The following is a 17,944-nucleotide window of genomic DNA, read 5'->3' as shown; positions in this document are numbered from 1 at the left end:
GAGTTGTTCAATAGATTGAAATATAAATGGTTTATGGAAAATGAATAACGTTGGCTATTCTTAGCCTGACGGCTATGCTCGACATGGGCGTCGATCGCCTCGTAGGCATTCTCGATGGCTCGGTCCAGCGTCTCCCCGGCCGAGAAACATCCGGGCAGGTCCGGCACGGTAACCCCGTAGGCCATGCCATCATCGGTGTGCAACGCCAAGGCGAATCGCATGAATCACTTCCAAGGCCAACTGGCCTGACGGTAGATGCTGCGCAAGGTCGGCAGCGGAATCTCGGCTTTCGGATGCGGAACTGTCACCAAGCCAGGTTGCCCGGGTCGCGAAACTGAATTCCGGGGACAGTATACGTAACTCTTAGAAGCTGTCTGGAAACTCCTAGGGAGGCTTCGCCTCAGACCGACGAGTCATGTCATCGGGATCGCTATCGGGATCGGAATCGCTATCGTCGGTTCGATCCCGATCCCGATCCCGATCCCGATCCCGATCCCGATCCCGATTCCGACGGCCTTGGATGGTCGGACGCTTCATCGAAATTTGACTCATCTGCGAGCATTTTGCGTCCTCAAGGATCCTAGGGGCCTCTACGATGATTTCCAGACAGCCTCGTAGGCATCAAGTTCCGCGTCGGTCAGGGGCTCAGTCTTCGGAGGCGTTAGCCTGCTGATTGTTGAAGGCATAGCGCAGAAGGAAGCGATCGAGTCCTTCGTGGCTGCTTGAGAACCCGTCAAGCGGATGATCGCGCCGCAGCTTCTCGATCCGGAAGCCTGCCGTCATGCTGGCTCGGGCGGATCGAAGGGCGTCGGCTCACGCAATAGGCGCTCGAGTCGCGGTAGCGCGCGGGGGGGCATCTCAAGCGCGGCCATGAAGGCGCTCCAGCGCTCGGCGTCGAGTCCAAAGTGTTGCCGATCGGCCAGCGTTTCGTCGGCGCGCTCCAGTGCGCTGCTCAACACGAACTGGCTCACTGATTGGTGGCGCTCCCGGGCCGCGGCACTGAGTCGCGCCTTTACCTCGGGCGTGATCCGCAGATCGAGCTTCGCGCTTCGGGCTTGAGGATTCGGTATGGGCGTCTCCGACTGATAAGACACCATGATATTCGCCAGGCATTGTCATGATAACGCGCGATTCATGCCCCCTCGGTGCATGGCGAACACAGAGCGCAAGCGGCTCTATTCGTGATGGAAAGGGCATGTTCTGAGCGATGCGCTTGCGCGTAACCATCCCATCACGGCATTGGCGGCCCTGTGCCAAGACTCACGAAACGTGCCCCGACTTCGGGTTAGGGCACCCAATTTGCTCAGGCGTGCCGCCGACTCCCACCCGAGTCGAGCAGGCGCGCCTGTCCAGGCGATGCATCGCCGACGACGAAAGAACCGACCCGAGGAGACCTTGCCCCATGGGGGCGTTGACGACCGCTATCCAGCAAGGCGATGCCCAGGCCATTGCAGGGCGCAATCGGCCGCGAACAGGCGCCGCATCGAGTACCGATCAAGCGCCTGACGCTGGCGCGGTGCCGCTTTGCAGATAGTCTTCGTAGTTGCCGCTGAACGTGATCACGCCCTGGGGCGTCAGCTCGATGATGCGGGTCGCCAGCGAGGAGACGAACTCGCGGTCGTGACTGACGAAGATCAGGGTGCCTGGGTAGTTCTCCAGCGCGGTGTTGAGCGACTCGATCGATTCCATGTCCAGGTGGTTGGTGGGCTCGTCCATCAGCAGGATGTTGGGCTTCTGCAGCATCAGCTTGCCGAACAGCATGCGGCCCTGCTCACCACCGGAGATGACGTTCACCGGTTTCTTGATCTCGTCCTGGGAGAACAGCAGACGCCCCAGCGTTCCTCGGATGACCTGCTCGTCGTCGCCGGGCTGCTTCCATTGATCCATCCAATCGTAGAGCGTGGTGCTCTTGGTGAAATCGGCCGCGTGGTCCTGGGCGAAATAGCCCAGATTGCTGTTCTCGGACCATTTGACCGTGCCGCCGTCGGGCGTCAGGTCGCCGGCCAGGCAGCGCAGCAGGGTGGTCTTGCCGATGCCGTTGGGGCCGATGATGGCGACGCGCTCGCCGACCTCGACGGTCAGGTCGAGACCGCTGAACAGCGGTGTGCCGTCATACCCCTTGGCCAGGGCCTTCACCTCCAGCGCTAGACGATAGAGCTTCTTGTCCTGAGCGAAGCGGATGAAGGGGTTGACGCGGCTGGAGGGCTTGATGTCCTCCAGCACGATCTTTTCCATCTGACGCTTGCGGGAGGTGGCCTGCTTGGACTTGGAGGCGTTGGCGGAGAAGCGGCTGACGAAGGTTTGCAGTTCGGCGATTTGGGCCTTCTTCTTGGCGTTGTCCGCCTGCAGGCGCAGACGTGCCTGGCTGGAGGCGGTCATGTACTCATCGTAGTTGCCGGGGTAGAGACGCAGCTCGCCATAGTCCAGGTCGGCCATGTGGGTGCAGACGCTGTTCAGAAAATGCCGATCGTGCGAGATGATGATCATGGTGCTGTTGCGTGCGATCAGCACCTCTTCCAGCCACTGGATGGTATGGATATCCAGATTGTTGGTGGGCTCGTCGAGCAGCAGGATGTCAGGGTCGGCGAACAGGGCCTGGGCGAGCAGTACGCGCAGCTTCCAGCCCGGCGCGACCGCACTCATGGGGCCTTCGTGCTGCTCCAGCGGAATCGACAGCCCCAGCAGCAGCTCGCTGGCGCGTGATTCGGCGGTGTAGCCATCCAGCTCGGCGAACAGCACCTCCAAGTGGGCGACCTCCATGCCGTCCTCCTCGCTCATCTCCGGCAGGGCATAGATGCGATCGCGCTCCTGCTTGACCCGCCAGAGTTCGTCGTGCCCCATGATGACGGTGTCCAGCACCGTATGGTTCTCGTAGGCGAACTGGTCCTGGCGCAGCTTGCCGAGCCGTTTGCCGGGCTCGACCGAGACGTTGCCCGCGCTGGGCTCCAGATCGCCGCCCAGGATCTTCATCAGGGTCGACTTCCCAGAGCCGTTGGCACCGATGAGTCCGTAGCAATTGCCGCCGCCGAACTTGACGGAGACGTTCTCGAACAACGGCTTGCCGCCGAACTGCATGGTGAGGTTGGCTGTAGAGATCAAAACAGGGTTCCGCGCAGGGCTGAGGGAAGGATTGGCCGCCATGCGTTCGACGGACCAAAAATGCAAAAGCCCCGCACTAGGGCGAGGCTCATTTAAGGTCAGGCAGTGTGCCGAATACCGAGTCACATAGCAATAGGGATCGGATTGGTGCGATCGGCGTTAGAAGCGGCTCAGCAATTCCGCCTTCTTCTGTGTGAACTCCTCTTCTGTGAGGATGCCCTTGGCGCGGAGGTCTGCAAGGCGCTCGATGGCGGCGAAGATGTCAGTCTCGGCCCCTGGAGCTGCGCCGGCCGGTCCCGGCATCGCGGCTGGTGGTGACATGGGCGGCGCCATGGCAGAGGGCTGGCCGTCGATCGAGACGACCGGCAGACTCGCCAGATTCACGCTGCCGTACTGGCTGGTGAATAGGATCGACCCGCCCACCCCCTGTTGCTGTGAAAAGCCGCCGATTTGATGATCGAGGGTGTCATAGAGCCAGACTTGTCCATTGGTCTCGACCGCGAGTCGACGGGCGTTGGCGAAGTAGGCATAGCGGACGTTGTTCTGGCTGCCAGTCGCGCTTGGCGCACCGATCTCCCGTGGCCACCACTGAGCGGTGGGATCCGGCACGAACAAGCTGGACTCGCCCATGGGTCCGCCCGTCCCCTGGTTCTGCTGTCCGCCTCCGCTTTGGCTCTGGGATTGGAAGCTGCCGCTGCGCAACAAGCCCGGCTGGGTTGCGAGAATGCCGGAGATCTCGTTGCAGAGCGCATCAACACGTCCCTTGAGGCCGTGGTTGAACATGTCGCCCAGCATCAACATGCCGCCCTGCATCCACTGGCCGGATCCAGCAAACTCGGGATGGTTGAACTGCGCCATGGAGCCGTTGCCGTTGAGCACGGCGAACAGCATGTGGGTGACGGCGTCAGGGCTGAAGCCATGGCGTTGAGAGAGTCCGTTGACGATGTGCTGGCCTTCAGCGGTGAGTTGCTGCATGGGGGTCTCTGTAATGTCGATAAATGATGTCGCGAGGCGCTGATCGCATGCCTCGTCGAGGTCTAGGGTAGCTTGCCGAGGGATCCCCTGGCGATCAGCGCCTCAATCGGGCTGGCTGCTTGGGGAAGATGGAGCCTATCTCAAGTTGTCGAGCCTGTCCGCTGGTCCTCGGAGGATACTTGCGTTGGGAGCTAAATTTGGTCGTGCGAGATCAAGCTCGTGACACTCGGTTGGTTGAGGAAACACTTGTAAAACAGGGGTGTATCGTCCAAGTCAATTTATCAACAAAAATGTTGACAACAGTTTCGTTGACTATAAAATTCAACGAAACTGTTGATGAGGGTCGCCGCATGAAATCTTCCACGGGTCGCTGGGTTACAGGCACAAATTTTTTCGATCGCCACACGGAACTGAAGCTGCTTCAGCAACGGATCGAAGAAGGGAACCATGTCTCTCTCACCGGACAGCGACGCATGGGCAAGACCAGCGTCGCCAGGGAGTTGGGTCGTCGATTGGAGGCGAAAGGCTGGGTCTTCCTGTTTGCAGATATCGAGGGTGCGGCCGGCCCGGAGGATGTGATTGCCGAGCTTGCCAAAGCGGTCCAGCGGGTGCAGCCGTTGGCAATGCGCTTTGCGGCTGGTTTAGGCCGCTGGCTTGGCGACCGTATCGAGGAGCTGAGCGCGCTGGACTTCAAGGTCAAGGTCAGGGCGGCGCTGGATGCCGCGACCTGGCGTCGCCATGGCGAAAAGCTCCTCGCGGATTGCGCGCACTACGAAAAGCCGGTGTTGCTCGTCGTCGATGAGCTGCCGATCTTCCTGAAGCGTATCCAAAACGGAGACGATGGACCTCGGCGGGTCGACGAATTCCTCAGCTGGTTCCGGCAGGTGTTACAGGACCACGCGAACGAGTCGCTGGTGGTCATGGTGTCGGGCAGCATCGGCTTGCGTCCGCTCGTCGAGCGACTCGGCATCCCGGATCGGATCAACCACCTGGATCCGTTTCGGCTCGGCCCTTGGGGCAAGGAGGACAGCGAGGCCTGTCTGCGGCTCCTCGCGGAAAGCTATGACATCCAGATGGAGGACGCTGTGCCCGGTGCGGTCTATGAAAAGCTGGGGATCGGCATTCCACATCACGTGCAGTCGTTCTTCGCCCGGCTTCGGGATCATTCGATCAAGACTGATGGAACCTGCTTGACGGTGGAGGATGTCGATTACGTTTACCGCAACGAACTGCTTGGCCCCTCGGGTCAAAACGATCTGGTGCACTACGAAACCCGCCTCAAGGATGGTCTGGATGAGGCGAACTATCCCCTCGCGATGGAAATCCTGGCGGAAGCGGCCGTGGTGGGCGTTTTCTCCGTCACGGCCCAGCACTGCCTGGCATCCGATTACGCGGAGATCGTCGACGACGTGCGCGCCCGGATCGTCAATACGCTCGATGTGCTAGTACACGACGGATACCTCGAGGAATCGGGCGGTGATTACCGCTTTCCTTCGCTGTTGTTGCGCGACTGGTGGTCGGCCCGCTTCAGGGGGCATCACGTTCCGCTCGGCGATCGCCAGCGAGCCAGCCGCTGAGGGCGGGGCATCATGAGCAAAGCGACCGTTACGTCGAAACCGCGACTGCGCAAATTCCACGTCGGGACCGGGCAGAGCGACCAGGAGATTATCGACCAGTTCGTCGTCCGCCAGCACGCGCTCGATACCGTTCTCGAAGTCCTGGACGGGAATATCGAATCGGACTCCTGCCAGCATCTGCTGGTGGTGGCGCCGAGGGGTCGGGGCAAGACGACGCTGCTCGTGCGGGTCATCGCCGAGCTGCGCACCAATCCCCGCTACAGGGATCGACTCTTACCCCTGAGATTGATGGAAGAGAGCCAGGAGGTTTTCACCCTGGCGGACTTCTGGCTGGAGTGCCTCTACTACCTAGCCAAGACCTCGGCCCCAATCGACACGGCCCTTGCCGACGAGCTGCACGCCAGTCACGCCGTGCTGACAAAAAGCTGGACGGACCCCGCACTGGAAAGCCGTGCCCGCGCCACCGTGCTGGATGCCGCTGACCGGCTCGGGCGCAAGCTGGTGATCATGGTCGAGAACCTGCAAGCGCTTTGCCAGGATGCCGACAAGGATTTCGGCTGGGAACTGCGGCAAGTCCTGCAGGCGGAGCCGCAGATCATGCTGCTGGCCACCGCCACCAGTCGATTCGCGGCCCTGGAGGATGCGGAAGCCCCCTTCTTCGAGCTGTTCCGCACCCTGTGTCTGCCGCCACTGGATACCGAGGAATGCCGCCGACTCTGGGAGGCGATCACCGGTGAAGAGGTCGACACGCGCAGGATCCGTCCCTTGCGGATTCTCACCGGCGGCAGTCCGCGCCTGATGGTGGTGTTGGCGGGATTCAGCCGCGACCACTCGCTGCGCCAGTTGATGGAGCGCTTGGTGGAGTTGATCGACGACCACACCGAATACTTCCGGGGACACATCGAGGATCTGGCGGGCTCCGAGCGTCGCGTCTACCTCGCGCTCATCGATCTCTGGCAGGAATCGACCACCGCCGAGGTTGCCGCTCGGGCCAGGATGGAGATCCGCAAGGTCTCTGCGTTCCTCGGCAGACTGGTCGAGCGGGGCGCCGTGGTGGCCGAGGGATCGGGTCGGAATCGCACCTACTACCCCGCAGAACGGCTCTACAGCATCTACTACAAGCTACGCCGGGATCGCGACGAGGCGGCGGTGGTGCGGAACCTGATTCACTTCATGGTCACCTACTACGAAGGCGACGAGCTGGCGGACCTCTCACGCCAACTGGTTATCGAGTCGTTTGAATCGGATGGGATTCGTGAGGGGCTTGCGCGCGCGGCGAAAGAAGTGCCCGAGCTGCGCAGCCTCTTGGAGAGCCAGGAGATGGCAGTCCGAGATCTGCCCCAAGAGGGAGTGGATCCGGAATCGTTCGAGGCACTGATCCAGATCCGTCGGCATTTCGAGTCCGGTGACTTCGAGGCCGTGATCCGATTGGTGGACAGCCTGGTCGCTATCGATCCTGGAAATCCGATGATCGATCCCGTTACGGAGGCGCAGGCCATCCGCTGGAAGGCACGGGCACAGGGCCAGCTCGGCGACTCGGCGGCGGAGATCGCGACCTTCGCTGAGGTGGTGGAGCGCTTCGGCGTCAGCGCAGACCGGGAGTTGCGAGTTCATGTTGCCCGGGCGCTAGTCAGCAAGGGCGTCAAGCAGGGTGAGCTAGGAGACTCGGTGGCGGCAATCGCAACCTTCGACGCGGTGGTGGAGCGTTTCGGCATCAGCGCGGATCGGGAGTTGCAGGTCCAGGTCGCCTGGGCGTTGGCTCTCAAGGGCTTCGCCCAGAGTCAGCTCGGCGACTCGGTGGCAGCGATCGAGACCTACGCTGCGCTGGTGCAGTGCTACGGTGCCAGCACGGATCGGGAGTTGCAGGTGCTTGTTGCCAGGGCGCTTTTGAGCAAGGGCCTGACGCAGTTAGAGATTGGTGACTCGGCGGCGGCGATCGCGACCTTAGATGCGTTGGTGGAGCGCTTCGGCGATAGCGCGGATCGGGAGTTGCAGGCTGAAGTCGCCTTGGCGCTGTTCAAAAAGGCGCTTACGCAGGAGCAGCTCGGCGATTTGGCGGCGGTGATCCAAACGTGCGATGCGGTGGTGGGGCGCTACGGCGACATCGGGGACCTGGAGTTACAGATGGTGGTCGCCTGGGCGCTGGTCAGCAAAGGGGCCGCGCAAGGCCAACTCGGTGATCCGACGGCGGTGATCGATATCTCCGATGCGGTGGTAGCGCGCTTTGGCGATAGCAAGGGTCCGGAGTTGCAGGCTCAGGTTGCCCGGGCGCTAATCAACAAGGGGGTCGCGCAGGGGCGACTCGGCGACTCGGCGGCGGCGATCGCGACCTTCGCTGAGGTGGTGGAGCGCTTCGGCGACAGCGCGGATCAGGAGTTACTGGACGAGGTTGACGATGCGATACGAAATGCTGCGGAAACCCTGTGCATGATGGGCGACGCGGAAGGCGCCCTACGCAAGGTGGATGAGCTACGCGCCTTAGCCCGTCGTGCCCATTTGAACGAGCCTCTGACCGATGTCGCTTGGGTTGAAGCCATGGCCAGGACCTTGCTCGGAGAAACCGCGCGGGTCGATGAGCTGTTCCGGGACATTCGCGCCGCCTTCGATCCCGATGATGAGTCGATGCTTCGCGCCTTCCAGCGGTACGTCCCCACCCTTGTCGCACTTGGCGCCGAGCCAGGAGTCCTTGCGGGTGTGCTGGAGGAAGATAAGGAAACGCATGAGGCCCTGCGGCCCCTGGTGGTCGCACTGCGGCTTGAAGCGGGCGAAAAGGTCCGTGCGCCCGCCGAGATGCTGGAAGTGGCGGCAGATATCCGGGCGGCGATCGAGGAGCGGCGCAGGCAGCGCACCAGCTAAAGGAACTCGCTTCGAAGCGTTCAGGGCGAGCGAAGTCGCAAGATGCGACAGACGTTCGGACGAGCCGGACCCTGTGGTCAGGTGAGGACGATTCCACCATGGCGGTGTTCGATCGGTTGCCTTCCGGAAACCGGGCTGGCGCCCGATGACGCGCGGCGTCGGCCGTGCTGTGCCGGGGATCACGAAACACCCCTTGACTCCGGGTTAAGGTGCCCGATTTGAGCAGGCGGCGCGTCGCCGACTCCCATCCGAGTCGAGCGGGCGAGCAATCGCCGGCGACAATCGATAACCGCCCCGAGGAGACCTCGCCCATGGAGACGCTGACGACAGCCATCCAACAAGACGACACCCAAGCGATCAAGCGGGCACTGACCTCCGAGACGCTGGAGACTCCGATCGATGGCCAGGGCATGACGCCACTCGCCTATGCCGTGGAGCATCAGCGCCCGAGCGCGGTTGCCCTGCTGCTCGCCAAGGGGGCGGATCCGATGTGTCTCGACGCCTCCGGCAAGACGCCGCTGCTGCGGGCGCTGCAGGGCGGCCGTCAGACCGCGGAGCTGCTGTTGGACGCCATCGTCGCGCGGGGCTTGATCGACGATGCGTGTCGGCGGCTGATCATGCGGGTGCTGATGGGGCGCTGGGTCGAGGACGAGGACAGCAGGCCCTGTCTGGACCCGCTGGGCATCGACCGCAAGACTCAAGGTGCGCTGTTCGATCAATTCGACCGGCACGCGGCCAAACTCCAAGCCATCGCAATCGCCGAGCGCCTGCGGGCCTTCTGTGGGGCCTATGTCGAGATGGCTGCCGGGCTCTCGCCGGATACGCCAGACACCGAGACCCTCTTCGGCTTTCTGATGCACGACCGCGATGCCGAGCCCGTGACCGCCTGGCTCTTGGCGCTGAAGGCGCGGATCGCAGCGGGCTCTCGCCCCGACTTTGCGTGGCAAGACTACCGTCCGCTGCTGAGCGAAGTCCGCAACCTGGGCGAGGACCAGCGCACCGGCGAGGTCTACGCCCGCTGGGTGATGCTGGAGGCGCCCTTCTTCTCGATCGAGGCGCTGGTGGCGGAACGCATCGCCGCCGAGGTGGCGATCAATCTCGATACGCAGGCCAGGGCGATCACGCGGGCGGCGCGGGCGGGGCTATTCGATCTGAGGGGCTGGATCCTGACCATCGCCTCGGGCATCGACTGCGCGGAGGGCGTCGACGCCGACAACCCCTGGCTGGCGCTGGGGGACGAGCGGACCCGGGCCTTCATGCTGGAGCACCCCGCGCGGCTGCGCAACGACGCCGTCGAGCACCTGGCGAGCGTCATGGACCTGCTCGGGTCCGCGTTCGACGACCCCGCCGATTTCGTCGCGGCCCTGACGCCGTCTCAGCGTGCGGCATTGGCCGCGCATCACCTCTCAGCCTTCAAGGGTCAGCCGGGTGGCTGGCTGGCGATGGCTCGGGTGCTGGCCAGGGACGGGTTGCTGCCGGCACGCCTGCCCGCGCGCGACGACACCGTGAGCTGGGATGGCATGGCCGACTGGCTGATCGCCGAGGTCGGCAGCGATCTGACCCTGGAACTGCTCGAACGGATCGGGGCTGACGGGGCGCGTCACCGCTATCGCTGGTCCGACAGCGTGCAAGGCCAGGTCCAGGCGCGGGTGTTGAGCCATTGGATCGAGGCGCATCCAGACGCGGTCGATCGCCTGCGGGCCGCGCACCTGTGCTTGGTCGGTGACCGGGCCTTGCTGCGGCGGCTGATCCTCGACAGCCGCTGCGATTCCGAACTGCAAGAGGCGGCGATCGCCAACCTGGGCTGGCAGCTCCATGGGTTGGCGCCGGACGAGGAGCTGTTGGCGTCGCGCCGAGCGGATTGCCAGCGCATCTGGTGCGAGCAGTCATCGATCCTCCCGGATGACTGGATGGACTGGTTTTGGGCGCACCGCGTCGCGGGCGACGAGCGGGCGCTGTTGATCAAGGCCTTCTCGCAGGCGGCCAAGGTGACGGAGAGCGAGGAGGAGGGGCTCGCGGAGGTTGCGGGGCCGGCCTTCGACCGGCTGCGCGACTGGTATCTGCAAGACCCGGCCCTGTCCGATCGGGCGTTCTCGGCGATCGAGGAGGTCGACTGGCGCGTCGCGAACGCGGCCTGGGATTGGCTCGGTCCCGCGAGCCGTCGCGCCGTGCTGAATGCGCTCGCGAGCGAGCTCGATGGGGCTGGAGACTATCGATTGAACCATTGGCTCAATCAGCCGTCCGTGGTCGCGCTGCTCGACCGAGGTATGGCCGATGATCCCGCCCCCCTGCTGGCACAGCGCGATGCCGCCCGCTGGGCCTTGCGGCATCTGTGTGAGGCGGGATTCGAGGCGAGCCTGCCTCAGCTACAGGCGCTCGCGAGCCAGAAAACGGTCTTGCCGCATGCGGCCAAGGGACTGGCCCGGATTTCGCCCGGACGTCTGCGCGATGCTGGCCTGCTGTCCGACAGCCGTAAGGCGGTCCGCGATCTCGCACTGCGCGGTCTCTGCGAGCGCGACGACGCCGATGCGGCGCCGGTGCTGGAGGACTGTCTCGGCGAGCGGGCGAGCCGCTGGACCGACATCCAGCGCGGCCACATCCTCGATCGGCTGGAGCACTTCGGTCGCGACGTCTCGGACCTGGATCCACTGATGGGCGCGGATCTCGCCGCCTTCGAGGCCCAGGCGCTCAAGGGACTGAAGGGCAAGCGCAGCGATGCGCTGGAGCGATTGTGGAATCCGCGCATCGAGGATCTGGACCTGCCGTTCTCGCGCGATGCCCTGCACTGGAGCTGCATGCTGGCGCGCGATGAGGAATGGGGACGCATGCCCCGCGGCGTGCGCCAGCTGTGGGCGCTCCTGAGCAGCGAGCAGCGTGCCGAGCTGGCGTCCCGGCTGGTGGATGCCTGGGGTCAGGGCGCGGCGGACAACAAGGACCGCTGGGTGCTGCGTCTGGCGGGCGCCTTCGGGGATGACCGGCTGGTCCCTCAGCTCAAGGAGCTGGTCGCGCTCTGGAACAAGAAGCACTACCAGCGCGCCGCATGGGTGGTCGGGACCCTCGGAGAGCTGGATACCACCTACGCGCTCTTCACGCTCGACGAGATCCGCAAGACCGGCAAGTATCGGGACGTGGTGCGCGGCGATGCCTACCAGGCACTCAAGGCCGCCGCCGAGCGTCGTGACCTCCCGATCCAAGAGCTGTACGACGAGCTGGTGCCCACGCTGGACATGGGGCCGGATGGATTGGTGCTGGACGTCGGCCCCTATGTCTATCGCGCCCTCTTGATGCCGGACCTGTCGCTGCGGGTCATCCACGGCGTTACGGGTAAGCAGAGCAAGTCTCTGCCCAAGGCCAAGAAGGACGAGGATCCGGCGCTGCGCGCGGTGGCCGAGAGCCGCTTCGCGCTGCTGAAGAAGAACGTCAAGCCGGTGGTCCAGCAGTTGGGGCCACGGCTTGAGGAGGCCTTCGACTGCGGCAAGTCCTGGAGCACGGGGCGCTGGCGGCAGCTGTTCCTGGAGCATCCGATCCTGCTGCTCGTCGGCAAGAGCCTGATCTGGAGCGGTACCACAGCGCGGGGCGTCCAGAGCTTCCGCATCAGCGAGGACGGTTCGCTGATCGATCGCGAGGACGAGCCGGTCGTACTCGCCGAGGGCGAGGTACGTCTCTGGCATCCCTTGGAGTCGACGGACGCGGAGATCGCCGGTTGGCGCGACCACTTCGCCGACTATGAGCTGACCCCCTTCATCGTCCAGACCGAGGCGCCCGTGCACGGCCTGGAGGACGAGGAGCGCGCGTCGCTGTCGCTCAGCCGCTTCTCCGGTGCCAAGGCGCCTTGGGGTAACGTCAAGCGACTCATGACCAAGTGGGACTACGGGGTCGCGGACCAGGACGGCGTCCACATCTTCGGCTACAGTCACGGCTATCCGCTCAGCCGGATCCGGGTCGAGATCGGCATGCAGGAATGCCAAATCAGTATGAGCTTCGACGAGGACTCTATCCTCGGCGACCTCGAATTCCGGCGCATGGGCGAGGATCGGGGCTCATCCAATCTGCTCGCCTTGGGCGAGGTGCCGCCACGGCTCGTCGCGGCCGTCATCGAGAAGCTGCGCATCCTCACCAAGTCGTGACGCTTGCTAGTATCGACGCCTGGCTCGCCGAGATCGGCGACGGGGACATCGAGGACTGGGCCAACAAGGGTCTGCTGCGACGCGGGCGCAAGCTGGCCGAGGCCAGCGGCGCGGATGCCGTCGAGACGGACGGCGAGCGGTTGACGACGCGGCTCGACGGTCATCGTCAGACGTTGAGTGGACCGGGCTTCGATCGGCTCGACTGCGGCTGTCCGGCGACCGCGACCTGTCACCACCTGGTGGCGCTGCTGTTGCTGGCGAAGACTACGCGGATGGCGACGATCGATGAGTCGGCAGCGGCGGCGGGGGCGGCTGACCCGGACTGGCTGCTCGGTGACGAGGCACCGCTGGTCCGGTCATTGGGTCGCGCACATTGGGATCGCGCGGGCCGTTGGATGCGGCTCGGTCTGGTCCCCGAGCTGGAGGAGGGGCCAGCGGGCTGGGTCGCCGAGGTCACGGAGCGCGCGAGCGAGCGGGTGCGCATGGCCCGATCCGCCGGACCCGAGGCCGCGACCTGCACCTGCGGAGCGCCCCGTTGCTCGCATCGGGCGCTGGTGGTCCTGGAACTGCGCCGCCGCTTGGGTCTGTTCGACCCGGCGTCGGTCGAGAACGCACTGAGCCGCGAGCAGACCGAGTCGCTCGCGGCCATCGAGCGATGGATGACGCAGCTGGCGGCAGCCGGGCTGGCTGGACTGTCCCCGGCGATGACCGATCAGGGCCGCGTCCTGGCCACGGCAGCCCGTCAGGCGGATCTTCCACGCGTCGGCGCACTGATGGCCGCGCTGCTGGATCTGCTGGAGCAGGATCGACAGGGACGCAGCTTTGCCGACGTGCGGGGCATCGGCGGCACGCTCGCCGCATTGCGCCTGCTGGTCGGCAGTCTCGAAAAGGCGGTACCGCAGGTCCCCTTGCTGCGCCTGACCGGCGTCAATCGTGCCCTCTATCGCAAGGTCGCCGGGTTGCGGTTGATCGGCGTGGCCGCCGAGCATTGGCAGGGACGACTGGGCCAGGAAGGCATCAGCGTCCATTGTTACGCGCCTGGTGAAGGGCGCTGGTACCGTCTGACCGAGACCCGCCGTCCACTGCAAGACCAACAGGGCCAATGGGATCCAGTCGAGGTCTGGAGGCATGGCCGCTGGGCCGAGGGTCCGCCGCTGCGCGAGCTGCCGGCCTCCGAGGTGCTGCTGCGGACCGGTTGGGTCAGTGCCGAGGGGCGTCTGTCCGGGCGTCCAGGCACCCGTCTGGAGCACCGCGCACTGCGCGATCCGGCGGCGGAACTGCCGGTCGAGACCGACTTCGGCGCCCTGCGCGGACGCTTCGCCGAGGTCATGGTCGAGGACCTCATGGCGCCACCGCCACGTCTGCCGGTGGTGATCCGTATCGCCCAGGCCGGCTCCCGTCAATTCGATCCGCAGACCCAATGGTGGACGCAGCCGGTGACCGACCCCAACGGTGCGGAGCTCACCATCGGCATTCTGGTCCGCAATCCCGTCAGCGCCTTGAAGCGCCAGCGCATGGAGACCCGAGCACCGGGCTCGGCCCAAGGCTGGCGGCTGTTCGGGACCCTCTATCGCGCCCAGGCCGGCTTGGCGCTCGATCCCATCGCCCTCTTGACCGACGGAGCCGCCGCATGGATGAGTCTGACACTGTAGATGCCGCCGGCATCGACCTCCTGCTCGACCGCTGGCGGGGTTGCCTCGATCGTTGGCTCCAGACCGGCTGCGCCTCACCCTCCGCCGCCGCGCGCGCCGCGCTCGACCAGCTCTTGGACGAGGAGGGGAGCGCCGAGTGGCCTCAGGTCAGGCGTCTCGCGCAAGCGCTGTCGCGCGCGGAGGATGTCACCGCAGCCACGGCGGCCTTCTTGGATCTCCTCGTCTGGATCGAGACCATGCAACGGCTGCGCGATGCGGATCGGCTGGCGCACGGCAGGATAAGGGTCAGGTCTCGCATTGTTGTAACTCAAGACAGTTGACCAGGTTTCTCATTTCGCATGGGTCGTGCGCTCGAGCAGAGCGGGTCATGTTTTCTGTTCCCTCTCGTAGATGGACTCACGTTGATCAGTCCGCGAGGTCATGTTGGAGCGCGCGCTTGAAAATGCGATTCGGAGGGCTCTGGCCATGAAGCAACGATTGTTCAAGATCCTGGTTACTCCCGTTCTTGACCGGCCCCTTTCCGGCATCTAGCCTATGCTACCTGCATATCTATCAAGCAATCACCATGACCAACCCCAGGTTACCCGTATCCGAGTCCGACCCTGCTTCGCCACGCACCGCGAGACTCTTCCGCAATGGCAGCAACCAGGCTGTACGTTTGCCTCGGGACCTCGAGATCGACGCCGATGAAGTGCTGATTCGCCGGGAGGGGAACAGCATCATTCTTACGCCCAAACCTCGCACTTGGGATGACTATTTTTCAAAGGGACAGCGACTCACGGAAGATTTCCCCGAATCGGTCGACGACAGCCCGCCTCAGACAAGAGAGGCGTTCTGATGCGCTGGATGCTCGACACCAATACTTGCATCTATGTCATGAAGCATCACCCGTCGCAGGTGAGGGAACGGCTGCGGCGGATCGCGATCGGCGAGATCGGGATTTCCGCGATCGTACTGGCCGAGCTGAGATTTGGTATCCAGAAGAGTCAGCGACGAGCGGAGAACGAGAAGGCCTTGGCCGATTTCCTGAACTACTGCCTGGTGCTCGACTGGCCGCATGCGGCGTCCAAGATCTATGGAGAGGTGCGCCGGGAACTCGAGTCCCAGGGGGCGCCCATCGGCTCAAACGACCTGTTGATCGCCGCGCATGCCTTATGCCTTCACTGCACCCTGGTGACGAATAATACGGAGGAATTCAAGCGGGTGAGAGGACTCGAGATCGATAACTGGGTCTGACCTCGAGGTGCGCTCATGCAGGAGATGATCCAGATGCTTGAAACCGACACATTTTGCTTCGAGCGGCTCGAGCCCTGGCTGCTGCGGGTTGTCAGTCCAGGTGCTTGAGGCTCTGGTGTGCTATAAGGCTAGACCTGACCCCGATCCCCCGTTAAAGGATTTGCATCTTCCGCGTTCGCGGCATCCATCGCTTCCTATCTCGGGCTCGTCCAACAAACGGTTCAGATCGTCGCTCGCTTCGCTCGGACGATCTAACCTTATTCGTTAGGCGATTTCGTCGGTTTGATTCAATTCCAGATAATTAAATCGAACCTGACCCCTTTCTTACACCTTTCTTCTCCCAATTCCTCAGAATTAAAACGAACCAGACCCCTTTAATTCTGTTAACTCCTGCTATTTGCTAAAATAAATTACTTATTAGCTAAAACCACCGCGCGCTTGTCGATATGCATTGTCAAGATCCTCCAAGAAGTCAATAATTTCTGAAAGTATCTCGCGAGCGCGCACATATCGCCTGCCAGATTCTGCCAGACTTTGCTCTCTCATTTTTAGCTCCTGCAATTTGTGCCAATTAGTATTGCCACCGGCAAGATTTCTCATTAGCGTTTCCGCTTCTTCTCGAGAAAGCGCCTCATCATTCGACTCTGCTTCAAGTTCCGCAATATGCTTTTCAGCTTCTTTGCGATGCATTTCGGCATCGGTCCATTTCTTGACTTGCACATCAAGAAGATCTGCTATAGCGATTAATTCATCATAGGGCGCAGAAAGTATATCTGGTATCTCTATTTCTTGGCCGATCAACTTTCTCAGCTGAAATTCATTACGACGCAATAGGTCTGGCAATACGTCGAGTTTCGAGCGCACACGTGTCCACCGTTCAACGTCCTCCATATGCGAGAGGGTTCTTTCGACTTCTTTTCGGTATAAATCGAGGTTTTGCTCCTGACTCTTTAATTGGTCAATCTGGATAAAAATGGCAAAAACAATAGCAGCTAAAGCCAATCCAGTGAAGAGACTATTTATAACGCCGTAGGTATCACCTAATGCCCCTGTATCTTTCGCTATTTCCGTCAGCGAACCGATAATACCAAGAATCGGCGAGAAATAAATTGCTATCGGCACGATCGCCCAAACAGCAAGCACAAATAGAATAATCAGAAGGAGATGAGCTAATCTTGGCTTCGAACTCATTTTGACTCGATGTTTATCTCGCATGTAATGCAGAACAACACGCCCAGAATCACGTGCGCTTACCCTAGATATAGCCAAGAATACGGTAGTGATTGCCGGGGTGCTGTTTATTCGGTTTCCAGCATTCGTTAGCGCTATATCTTTATGGGGAGTGGCTCTATTTTATGGGTTCCAATAGAGTTGCCCTCCTACATTCTGCAAACTAGCGTCGATCTTGGCAAAGTTGGCATACACTCCGTTTTTTGAGGAGTATTTTTTTAGGGCATCCCCAAGCTCTCTGAATCCACGTTGATCACTTTCTTTAGAAAATATGTATAGAGCTAAAATGGCTCTTTCTATCTTCGATTTAGAGTGATGTTTTAATCTGTAGTTCTTATCGTAGTCTATTATTCTTTTTATTATTCCTCTCTGCATGTTTGGCGGACCTAAATCCAATGCTTTATCAACGTCTTCGTCATGCAATATTTCAACAGCCTCTGTGTTGATGCCAAAAAACATAGTTAACTCTCCTTCTAGGCTATAATAGATGCTATAAGTCTGCTGCTATGACCCCATAGAGATTACGTGATGTTCCTCGAAAAACACCTCGTCTCCTTTAGCAAGTCCGCCAACTTGTTGGTCTGCTGGTTCAAAACCGGATACGATACCAGTGAAGCCAGCTACCTTGGAGGCTCGAATCGCTCTCACAAAAACTGATTGCTTATCGCAGTGTAGAATGACGTTCCGTGCGTCAGTAATTCCGAGATCTGAAAGGCCCTGGCCCGCGTCAAAATCGGAAGTCTTGATAATTCCACAGTTAGGATTGCGAGTATCAAATACTGGCATTGTTTCTCCTCCTGCCGTGTTGCCTAACGGGAAGCCTAACGTCACCCATAAGCCGGGTCATACTGCGCCACCACAACACTACAGGAATGCTCTGAGGTCGATGCGCAGTATGGCCTCGGCTTTATGGGCGTGTTAGGCGATTGTGTTAACTTGATTACATGTCTAAATTAAATCGAACCTGGCCCCTTAAGTCTTATTAGGCGATTTAATCGCATTGATTCGATTCTCGCAAATTAAATCGAATCTGACCCCTTAACCCACCCCTTAGAGGATATCCGGAACAGAAAATGCTTAATAATTAAAATGCCAAATAAGATAGTATCTTAGGCACGACAATCACGCGTATCGAGGATGCCATGGCCTTTCAAGAGATGTCCGATGATTTTTGGCGCCAGGCAGAACCGTT

16 protein-coding genes are annotated in these 17,944 nt (G+C 61.6%); 7 read left to right on the top strand and 9 right to left on the bottom strand.

From position 1 onward, the window contains the following. The 6 genes from G3480_RS20105 to G3480_RS20085 form a co-directional block, all read right to left on the bottom strand. Nucleotides 1–221, bottom strand: a 221-nt coding sequence (locus tag G3480_RS20105) for a type II toxin-antitoxin system HicB family antitoxin (protein WP_206171805.1), incomplete at its 3' end; no start/stop codon positions are given. Nucleotides 222–224: 3 nt separating this feature from the next. Further along, nucleotides 225–404, bottom strand: coding sequence for a type II toxin-antitoxin system HicA family toxin (locus tag G3480_RS29590; protein ID WP_420824633.1), 180 nt, complete (start codon nt 402–404; stop codon nt 225–227). Nucleotides 405–645: 241 nt separating this feature from the next. Continuing rightward, nucleotides 646–783 (bottom strand): hypothetical protein, encoded by a 138-nt coding sequence (locus tag G3480_RS20100; RefSeq protein WP_206171804.1) that lies wholly within the window; start codon nt 781–783, stop codon nt 646–648. Further along, nucleotides 780–1,097, bottom strand: coding sequence for a type II toxin-antitoxin system TacA family antitoxin (locus tag G3480_RS20095; RefSeq protein ID WP_167752481.1), 318 nt, complete (start codon nt 1,095–1,097; stop codon nt 780–782). The genes G3480_RS20100 and G3480_RS20095 overlap by 4 nt, the downstream gene beginning before the upstream one ends. Nucleotides 1,098–1,494: 397 nt before the next feature. Next, the gene (locus G3480_RS20090) at nt 1,495–3,099 is read right to left on the bottom strand and encodes an ABC-F family ATPase (RefSeq protein WP_164655678.1); all 1,605 of its coding nucleotides are present in this window, start codon (nt 3,097–3,099) and stop codon (nt 1,495–1,497) included. A 159-nt stretch (nt 3,100–3,258) separates the two neighbouring features. Next, nucleotides 3,259–4,074, bottom strand: coding sequence for an SHOCT domain-containing protein (locus G3480_RS20085; protein ID WP_164655677.1), 816 nt, complete (start codon nt 4,072–4,074; stop codon nt 3,259–3,261). Between the two features lie 128 nt (nt 4,075–4,202). On the opposite strand from G3480_RS20085, the gene G3480_RS20080 reads away from it, so the two are divergent. The 7 genes from G3480_RS20080 to vapC all read left to right on the top strand — a co-directional run bounded on the left by G3480_RS20080 (nt 4,203) and on the right by vapC (nt 15,522). After that, nucleotides 4,203–5,651, top strand: coding sequence for an AAA family ATPase (locus G3480_RS20080; RefSeq protein WP_338114187.1), 1,449 nt, complete (start codon nt 4,203–4,205; stop codon nt 5,649–5,651). Nucleotides 5,652–5,663: 12 nt separating this feature from the next. Next, nucleotides 5,664–8,507, top strand: a complete 2,844-nt coding sequence (locus G3480_RS20075) for a tetratricopeptide repeat protein (RefSeq protein ID WP_164655675.1) — start codon at nt 5,664–5,666, stop codon at nt 8,505–8,507. Nucleotides 8,508–8,818: 311 nt separating this feature from the next. Beyond that, a complete protein-coding gene (locus G3480_RS20070) occupies nt 8,819–12,634 on the top strand; it encodes a DUF4132 domain-containing protein (RefSeq protein WP_164655674.1) in 3,816 nt (1,271 codons plus the stop codon). Beyond that, entirely contained in the window at nt 12,631–14,286 is a 1,656-nt protein-coding gene (locus G3480_RS20065; protein WP_164655673.1) for a hypothetical protein, read from the top strand. The genes G3480_RS20070 and G3480_RS20065 overlap by 4 nt, the downstream gene beginning before the upstream one ends. Continuing rightward, a complete protein-coding gene (locus G3480_RS20060; protein ID WP_164655672.1) occupies nt 14,265–14,606 on the top strand; it encodes a hypothetical protein in 342 nt (113 codons plus the stop codon). The genes G3480_RS20065 and G3480_RS20060 overlap by 22 nt, the downstream gene beginning before the upstream one ends. A 245-nt stretch (nt 14,607–14,851) precedes the next feature. Then, nucleotides 14,852–15,124 carry an antitoxin gene (locus tag G3480_RS20055; RefSeq protein WP_164655671.1) on the top strand — a complete coding sequence of 91 codons (273 nt, stop codon included), beginning with the start codon at nt 14,852–14,854 and terminating at the stop codon, nt 15,122–15,124. After that, nucleotides 15,124–15,522, top strand: a complete 399-nt coding sequence (vapC, locus tag G3480_RS20050; RefSeq protein ID WP_164655670.1) for a type II toxin-antitoxin system tRNA(fMet)-specific endonuclease VapC — start codon at nt 15,124–15,126, stop codon at nt 15,520–15,522. Before G3480_RS20055 ends, vapC begins: the two co-directional genes overlap by 1 nt. Nucleotides 15,523–15,939: 417 nt before the next feature. Here vapC and G3480_RS20045 read toward each other — a convergent pair whose 3' ends face one another. From G3480_RS20045 to G3480_RS20035, 3 genes are all read right to left on the bottom strand, one after another. Further along, nucleotides 15,940–16,713: a hypothetical protein gene (locus tag G3480_RS20045; protein WP_164655669.1), complete on the bottom strand. Its 774-nt coding sequence runs from the start codon at nt 16,711–16,713 to the stop codon at nt 15,940–15,942. A gap of 162 nt (nt 16,714–16,875) precedes the next feature. Next, on the bottom strand, nt 16,876–17,211 hold the full coding sequence (locus G3480_RS20040; protein ID WP_164655668.1) for a hypothetical protein: 336 nt from the start codon (nt 17,209–17,211) through the stop codon (nt 16,876–16,878). Between the two features lie 45 nt (nt 17,212–17,256). Further along, nucleotides 17,257–17,538 (bottom strand): hypothetical protein, encoded by a 282-nt coding sequence (locus tag G3480_RS20035; protein WP_164655667.1) that lies wholly within the window; start codon nt 17,536–17,538, stop codon nt 17,257–17,259. Between the last annotated feature and the right edge of the window lie 406 nt (nt 17,539–17,944).

Origin of the sequence: Thiorhodococcus mannitoliphagus (assembly GCF_010915725.1) — a bacterium.
In the GTDB taxonomy this organism is placed as follows: Bacteria; Pseudomonadota; Gammaproteobacteria; order Chromatiales; family Chromatiaceae; genus Thiorhodococcus; species Thiorhodococcus mannitoliphagus.
Note: the sequence above shows the minus strand (reverse complement) of the source record. Positions and strands in the feature narration are given on the sequence as shown.